This is a genomic window from Dyella solisilvae, from assembly GCF_003351225.1.
In the GTDB taxonomy this organism is placed as follows: Bacteria; Pseudomonadota; Gammaproteobacteria; order Xanthomonadales; family Rhodanobacteraceae; genus Dyella; species Dyella solisilvae.
Map to the genome: position 1 here is coordinate 128,903 of NZ_QQSY01000004.1, position 7,982 is coordinate 136,884.

At 65.5% G+C, this 7,982-nt stretch carries 4 protein-coding genes; 1 reads left to right on the plus strand and 3 read right to left on the minus strand.

The window, feature by feature from the left end; translation table 11 throughout:
* Positions 1-5: 5 nt before the first annotated feature.
* From DVT68_RS15175 to DVT68_RS15185, 3 genes are all read right to left on the minus strand, one after another.
* On the minus strand, positions 6-1,766 hold the full coding sequence (locus DVT68_RS15175) for an autotransporter assembly complex protein TamA (RefSeq protein WP_114825951.1): 1,761 nt from the start codon (positions 1,764-1,766) through the stop codon (positions 6-8).
* Between the two features lie 151 nt (positions 1,767-1,917).
* Complete coding sequence (locus DVT68_RS15180) at positions 1,918-4,539, minus strand: glycosyltransferase (RefSeq protein WP_114825952.1); 2,622 nt, start codon at positions 4,537-4,539, stop codon at positions 1,918-1,920.
* 943 nt (positions 4,540-5,482) lie between these two features.
* Complete coding sequence (locus DVT68_RS15185) at positions 5,483-5,950, minus strand: Dps family protein (protein WP_114825953.1); 468 nt, start codon at positions 5,948-5,950, stop codon at positions 5,483-5,485.
* 160 nt (positions 5,951-6,110) lie between these two features.
* On the opposite strand from DVT68_RS15185, the gene hrpA reads away from it, so the two are divergent.
* Positions 6,111-7,982: ATP-dependent RNA helicase HrpA (gene hrpA / locus DVT68_RS15190; RefSeq protein WP_114825954.1), on the plus strand; the 1,872-nt coding region annotated here is incomplete at its 3' end.

The following is a 7,982-nucleotide window of genomic DNA, read 5'->3' on the forward strand; positions in this document are numbered from 1 at the left end:
GATGCTCACAGGTCCGGACCGATCACCACGTGCAGCTCCACGCCGTGCTCATCCGGGTTGTGCACCGGCGTGCCCAGGTCCACGCGGATCATGCCCACCGGCGACAACCAGCGTACACCCAGTCCGGCGCCGACCTTGGGCCGATAGTCCGTGCCGTCAAACGCATTGCCGGCATCGACGAAGGCGGCCATGCCCCAGCGGCGGGTGAAGTAGTGTTCCACCTCGGTGCTGCCGACCAGCAGGTTCTTGCCGCCGATCACGCGGCCGTACGAATTCTCCGGGCCGATGCTCTGGAAGCCGTAGCCACGCACCGAACGATCGCCGCCGGCAAAGAAGCGCAGCTGTGGTGGAAGGTCGGTGAAGTCATTGGTCCAGGTGGCGCCCGCCGAGCCACGCAGGATCAGCCGGTTGTTGCCCCAGAATGAATTGATCCACTTGGCCTCCGCCGTGACCTGGCTGAAGCTGGCGTCGGACAACAGCGAGCCCACCGTGCTGCGCGCGGCAAACGTCAGCGACCAGCCGCTGCGAACGAACAACGGGTTGTCGCCCCATTTGCGCGAGAGCGACACCTCCGGATAGAACAGATTGCTGCGGCCATGCTCCACGCCGACCGCGGTGTCCGATTCGCCGGGCTTCTGGCCGACCGTGAAGGTGCCGTCGAGCGCATGCAGGCCGATGGTGCGCACCCAGCCGTACCACTGACGTGTCTCGTTGGCGACGAGCTCCAGCGTCTTGGAGTGGGACGTGTCGGTGTCGGAGTCGCGATAGGTCGCGCCGTAGTTGAAACTGCGCTGGTTGAGACCGGGCATGGGCACGGAGTAGAGCGTGGAGAGCGTCTTGAGGTTCTGCGCGAGCACCAGCTCGTTCTTCCACTTGTGGCCGCGGCTGTTGGTCCAGCGCCGCTCGACGGCTGCGCGCACGCCCACGCCGGTGTCGGTGCCGATGAACGGGCCGCCGGTGTACACGGTGCGCTTGGCCGGCGCCAGCTCCACCTTCACGTCAACCACGCCGTTCTTCTTGTCGTTCACGTCGGGCAGCACATTCACCACCGCAAAATAGTCGGCGCCGGTGAGCGCCTGCTGCAGTTGGAGAAGCTTCTCCTGCGCGAAGTAGTCGCCGGACTTGAACGGCACGTAGCGTTGCAGGAAGCCCGGCCTGAACTGCGAACCTTCGAAGTGCACGCTGCCGAACCGGTAGCGCGGTCCGACCTCCCAGGCCAGCCGCACCACGGCGCTGCGCTCGGCGCGGCTGACCTCCACGCGACGGGTGACCAGGCGCGCATCGAGGAAGCCGTTGGCGGTGAGCGCGGCGCTCAGCGCGTCGCGTGCGCTGTCATACGTGCCGTGGTTCAGTATCTGGCCGTTGAGGTTTTCGATGGCGCGCTTGGCGCGGCCTATCGCCGGAATCGCGGCTGCCTTGGCGTCCAGTTCGATGTTCACTGACGTGATCTTCACCGGCACGCCCGGCTGAACATGCAGCGTGACGCGCCAGTCGTCACCCACCGGCTCAAGCTGACCCTGCACCTGGGCTTCGTAGTAGCCGTACGGCTCCAGCGCCCGCCTGGCCTGGTCCAGCGATTGGCTATAGAGGCGCCGCACCTGCGCCTCGGTCACATCGCGATTGGCGTACTGCGAGATATCCACGCCCGAGGTGACGGCAAGCTTGAGCGGATCGTCCACGCCGTCCACCACCAGCTGAACCCCGGCATGCGCAAGCAGCGGGGCGAGCAACAGCGGTAGCAGCATCAGGCGTCGAAGGCGGCGCATGCGATCCTGTTTCCGTCCTGGAAGTAGCGGCTGGCGCGCGTCGGTGGAACGCGCAAGACCAGCTTAGCGGATCGTTCGTGGGATGCCGATGAACTGGCCTGACGCTGCTCGTCATTGCGATCCATGGCGCAATGACGAGTCTTGCTTGTGTTCAGCCCGCCTTGTCGCCGGCCTTGTGCGCAATCCAGGCGCCGATCACGGCCGAAACATAGGGAATCGACTGTGCGCTGAGGATGAACATCCACAGCGTGCCCTCGACATAGTGCGTGCCGAAACGCAGGCCCATGCCGATCACGCAGCACGTCAGGGCGATCGCCATCAGCAGCTCCTCGCGCACCGGGTTGAACGCGGCGAAGTTGCTGCCGCCGAGGCGGCGGCTCTTGGCGGTCACCACGAACGAGGTCTTCTCGCGGGTGAGGCCGTGCAGGATGCCGCGTGCGATCGCGTGGGACAGGCCCATGCTGGCCAGCGACGCCATCAGCGTGTCGTACCAGCTGCATGGGACGCGCGCGCGGTACAGCACGATGCCGAAGATGGCCTTGGCGAAGAAGAAGCCGATCACCGGGATCAGGAACAGCTGCATCGGCAGGCTGAAGATCGTCGGGAAGGCCACCATGCCGGCGGTCCAGAAGATCGCCATCATGGTGAAGATCAGGTGCAGCGCGTCGGCGAACCAGCTGAACCAGCCGGTGAGGAAGTGGAAGCGCTGGCCACCCGACAGCGGGCCCTTCTTGGTCATCCAGTCCCAGCGACCCTTGAGGATCTGCATGGCGCCGAACGCCCAGCGGTAACGCTGGCTCTTGTACGCCTTGAAGTCGGCCGGAGTGAGGCCCACGCCCATCAGCTCGTCGACGTAGACCAGCTCGTAGCCGGCGTGCATCAGGCGCAGGCCGAGTTCGGCATCTTCGCAGATGGTCCATTCCGACCAGCCGCCGGTGCCTTCCAGCGCCGAGCGGCGCACCATGGTCATGGTGCCGTGCTGGATGATCGCGTTGCGCTCGTTGCGGTGGTGCATGCCGATGCGGAAGAAGCCGTCGTATTCCCACGCGGTCATGCGGCGGAAGCGGTTGTGTTCGAAGTCGCGGTGCGCCTGCGGGCACTGCACCACGGCCACCTTCGGGTCGTGGAAGTAGCCGGTCAGCGTCGAGAGCCAGTCCTCGCGCACCACGTAGTCGGCGTCGATCACCGCCACCACGTCGGCGCGCGGGTCGGTTTCCTTCAGGCCGAAGTTCAGCGCGCCTGCCTTGAAGCCAGGCCACGGTTCCAGGTGGAAGAAGCGGAACTTGCTGCCCAGCTTCTCGCAATACTCCTGCACCGGCTTCCAGATCGCCGGGTCCTTGGTGTTGTTGTCGATCACCAGGACTTCGTAGTTTTCGTAGTGGAGATTGGCGAGCGAATCGAGCGTGACGATCACCATCTCCGGCGGCTCGTTGTAGCAGGCCAGGTGGATCGAGACGAACGGCTGCTTCTCCACCGGATCAGGCCGCAGCATGCCGGCATGGCGGACCCAGTTGCGACGCCACAGCACTTCGGTGAATTCGAAACCGTTGATCAGCAGGATGGCGAGGATCGCGATCTGGGCCGGGAACAGCAGCACCAGCATGGTCCAGTCGACCCAGCTCAGGTAGAAGTTGAACGGCAGCGTGGCGGACCACACGATCAGGCCGCAGGCGAGCTGGATCAGCGCGCAGAAGAACAAGCGTCCCATCAGCTTGAAGCGGCTGTAGCGGGTGGCGAACCACACCATCGGCAGCAGCGCGAGCAGGCTCGCCGCGATGGCCTTCCACGGCCAGGCGGTGTCCTCGGTCACCGGGCCCGTGAACGGGAACTTCAGCTCGCGGTCGGCGTTGAACATGCCCCAGTAGGCTTCGGTGCGGCCGGAGAGCTTCTCCTTCCACGGCTGGTCGAACGCCTCCATCACGTAATAGTCGATGTTGCGTTCCTTCGCGCGGTTGAACCACGTGCGCAGGAAGATCGCCTGGTTGGAGACCGAGGGGTCCGCGTACTTGAAGCGATCACCATTGGAGGGCCAGCCGATCTCGCCGATCACGACGGGCTTGCCGGGGAACATCTTCTTGAGCGTCTCGTAACTGCCCAGTGCGTCCGCCACGGCCGGAAAGGCCTCCAGACCGCGGCCCGGACCCGTCACCGGGATACCGTTCCAGTACGGGAACAGGTGCACGGTGATGAAGTCCACGTGCTTGGCCAGCTCGGGGTACTTGGCCCAGATGTGCCATGGCTCGGCGATCGACACCGGCTGGTGGATAGCGGCGCGCACGCGGTCGGCGTAGGCCATCAGCTGCTCAGGCGGAATATCGTTGCGGAACAGCACCTCGTTGCCGACGATCACCCGGTTGATCGAGTTGGGGAAGCGCCGCGCCTGGGCGATCAGCGTCTCGATTTCCTGTTCGTTGTTGTCCAGGCGGCGATCGATCCACGCGCCGGCCATCACCTGCAGCCCTTCCTGCTCCGCCAGGCGATACATCTGCGGATTCTGCAGGGTCGAGTAGGTGCGGATGCGCGAGGTGTACTGCTTGATCAAGCGCAGGTCGCCGGTGATCTCCTCGTCGGATGGAAAATCGTTCTTCAGCGGGCTCTGGTAACGCTGGAACGCGGACAGGGCGAAGCCGCCGATGGGGCCGTGCCAGTCCTCGGGGCCGTTCGGCAGATTGCTCCACCACCACAGGCCGATGTTCATGGCCGCGACGATCAGGGCGAGCAGGATGGCTGCAAGCAGTGGATGCCGGCTGTCGCGATTGACGTCTGTCTTCATGTTCCGGGCGCCTCGCGCCGGAAGTTGCTCGCGCGCAGGGCAGGGAAGCTCGAAGCAGCGTACGTCGGAGCACGACGGAATGACGACCCGGACCCACGGGCAAACAGACCCGACCCGCTCAAGCGCAATGCGGGGTACTTGGCATATGAAAACAGACTCTTGGTCGATGTCGCGCTCAAAACGGTCCCCGTGGCTGCCTCACACGAGGCCGAAAAGCTCAGAAAGCTTAACCACGGAGGCCATTCGGCTCAATGTGAGCCCGCCGGGGATGGTCAGCGCAAGGTCAGGGCGCATGCGCGCAGTCGCTTGTCATGGGCATGGTCCGGCCTTGCGGCGCCATGTCGACACCAGCGTGGGCTGGCTGTGCCTGGTGGTTTTCCAAAGACTTGCCTGAGATGGTTGCGCGCTGCGCCCTCGCCCAAGGCAGGCATGTGGGCGACATCGCGCGTCTGCTAGCCATCGGCAAGCGGACCGGCCAGGGCCGCCTCTCGCGGGGGACAGGCCGAACGTCGCGTTGAGCGCTTCATGCGGGAGGGGCGCAAATGTTCAGACGCCGTGACGAACATCGCCACCCCCGGCGTCGGTCCCGGCAGGGGCGACACGCTCCGCGGCGGGGCGCATCTTCGGGCGCAAGGCGGAGCAAGCTCCAGGCAGGGGCATCGCCTGCCAGGTCGCCGGTGTCTTCGACCGTCGCGGCCAGCGACGCCATGGTCTGGCGCAGACGTTGGGCAGGTTGGGCGGGGCTGCCTGAGCGCGCCGGGAAGTCCACCGTTTGGTCCCGCCGGCAAGGCCGCGATGTCGGTGGCGGCCGGTGCTCGCGTGGCCTGAATCCCCGAAAGCGTGTCGTTCCGGCAAAAGCCGGAACGACAGCGGGGTGCTCGGGCTCTTCCCGGACCAACCCCACCCTGGCCCTATCTCGGCTGGAAGAGGGTAGGGCGAGCGCTCACTTCAACAGCGAGCGCAGCATCCACGCGGTTTTTTCGTGGTCCTTCAGCCGGCCCGTGACCATATCGACGGTACCTTCGTCGCCGGCAGCATCGGCCACCTTGATCACTTCGCGGGAGGTGTGGGCGGCGATTTCGTGGCCCTCGACCAGTTGGCCCACCATGTCCTTCCAATCCGGCACGCCGGCCTCTTCCTTGATCGAAGTGAGTTTGCCGAACTGGCTATAGGAGCCCGGGGCGAACAGATCCAGGGTGCGGATGCGCTCGGCAACCTCGTCCACCGCCAACGCGAGCCCGGTGTACTGGGTTTCGAACATCGTGTGCAGGCTGTTGAAGTGAGGCCCGGTGATGTTCCAGTGGAAGCTGTGTGTCTTCAGGTACAACGAATAAGTGTCCGCGAGCAGCTTGGACAACTGCTCGCCGATCTGCTCCCGGTCCTTCTTGGCGATACCGATGGAAATGGCCATGGCTTGCTCCTTCTAGGCTGAGGGGGTGAGGCTGCAGCCAGCTTAGTGGGCTGGTCGCGAGCGGGGAAATGAATCGTGTCGATACCGGTGATAGTCGCAGGCTATCGGCGCCACCGTTCGGCGCCTGTGACGAGAGCCTCCGGCTATCATGTGCGGTCCGATGACACATGCACCTGTATCCCGCTCCTCTGCCCACGATGCCCGGCTGACGCCCCTGCGCCAGTCGCTTGAGCTTGTGTGCAGTCGCGACTATGGCCGCCTGCTGGGGCGCTGGCGCGAACTCACTCGTCGTCTGGATGAGCGCAAGCTCACCGCGCTCAGTGCAGATATCGACGCCTCGATGGTTCGGCGTGCGGCCCGCGCCGAGGCCAAGCCGACGATCAAGCTGGACGAGTCGCTGCCGATCACCGCGCGCGCGGAAGAGATCGTCGAGTTGATCCGCAAGCACCAGGTGGTGGTGATCGCGGGCGAGACCGGTTCGGGCAAGACCACTCAGCTGCCCAAGCTCTGCCTGGCCGCGGGTCGCGGCGAGGCCGGCATGATCGGCTGTACCCAGCCACGTCGCCTGGCGGCGCGTTCGATGGCGCGCCGCGTGGCCGAGGAACTTGCCACGCCGCTGGGCGACCAGGTGGGCTTCCAGGTGCGCTTCACGGACCAGGTGTCCGAACGCACCCTCGTCAAGTTCATGACCGACGGCATCCTGCTCGCCGAAACGCAGGGCGATCCCTGGCTGAGCAGCTACGACACGCTGATCATCGACGAGGCGCACGAGCGCAGCCTCAACATCGACTTCCTGCTGGGTTACCTGAAGCGGCTGGCGGTGAAGCGCCCGTCGCTCAAGATCATCGTCACCTCCGCCACCATCGACACCGAGCGCTTTGCCGAGCATTTCGACGGCGCGCCGATCGTGTCGGTGGAAGGCCGCACCTATCCGGTGGACGTGCGTTGGCGTCCGGTGGACGAGATGGCGGCGCGCGCAGGCCAGCGCGTAGCCGACCTGCAGCAGGGCAGCGCAGAGCACGTGGCCGCCGTGCTGGACGAGATCACCCACGACGACCCGCGCGGCGACGTGCTGGTGTTCCTACCCGGCGAGCGCGAGATCCGCGACGCCCACCTGCTGCTGTCACGCCGCCAGTACCGCGAGACGGAAGTGCTGCCGCTGTATGCGCGCCTCTCCGCTGGCGACCAGGATCGCGTGTTCAAGCCGGGGCCGAAACGGCGCGTGGTGCTCGCTACCAACGTGGCCGAGACTTCGCTTACGGTGCCGCGCATCCGCTACGTAATCGACTCGGGCCAGGCGCGCGTGAAGCGCTACAGCCAGCGCAGCCAGCTTGAGCGGCTGCATGTCGAGCCCATCTCGCGGGCCGCGGCCGACCAGCGCAAGGGACGCTGCGGCCGCGTGGGGCCCGGCACCTGCTATCGCCTTTATGGCGAAGCCGACTTCGACGGGCGCGCGGCCTATACCGATCCGGAACTGCTGCGCTCTTCGCTCGCCAACGTGATCCTGCGCATGCTGTCGCTGCAGCTGGGCGAGGTGGACCAGTTCCCGTTCCTGGAGGCGCCCGATCCGCGCGTGGTGGCGGACGGTTACCGCCGACTTGCTGAGATCTCCGCGATCGACGACGCGCGACGTCTGACTGCGATCGGACGTGTCGTAGCCAGGCTGCCGATCGACGTGCAGCTGGCGCGCATGCTGGTGGAAGCGGAAACGCTGCGCAGCTTGCGCGAATTGCTGGTGATCGTATCCTTCCTGAGCATCCAGGACCCGCGTGAACGTCCCGCCGACGCGCGCCAGCAAGCGGATGCGGCGCACGCGGCGTTTTCGGATCCGAAATCCGATTTCGTTGGCGTGCTGAACCTGTGGCGCGATTACGGCAAGGCGCACGAGGACCTTACCCAGTCAAAGCTGCGCGACTGGTGTTCGCGCCACTTCCTCAGTTTCATGCGCATGCGCGAATGGCGCGAGCTGCACCGGCAGTTGTTGCTCGTGGTGCAGGAGTTGGGGTGGAAGCTTGACGCTACGACATCTCCC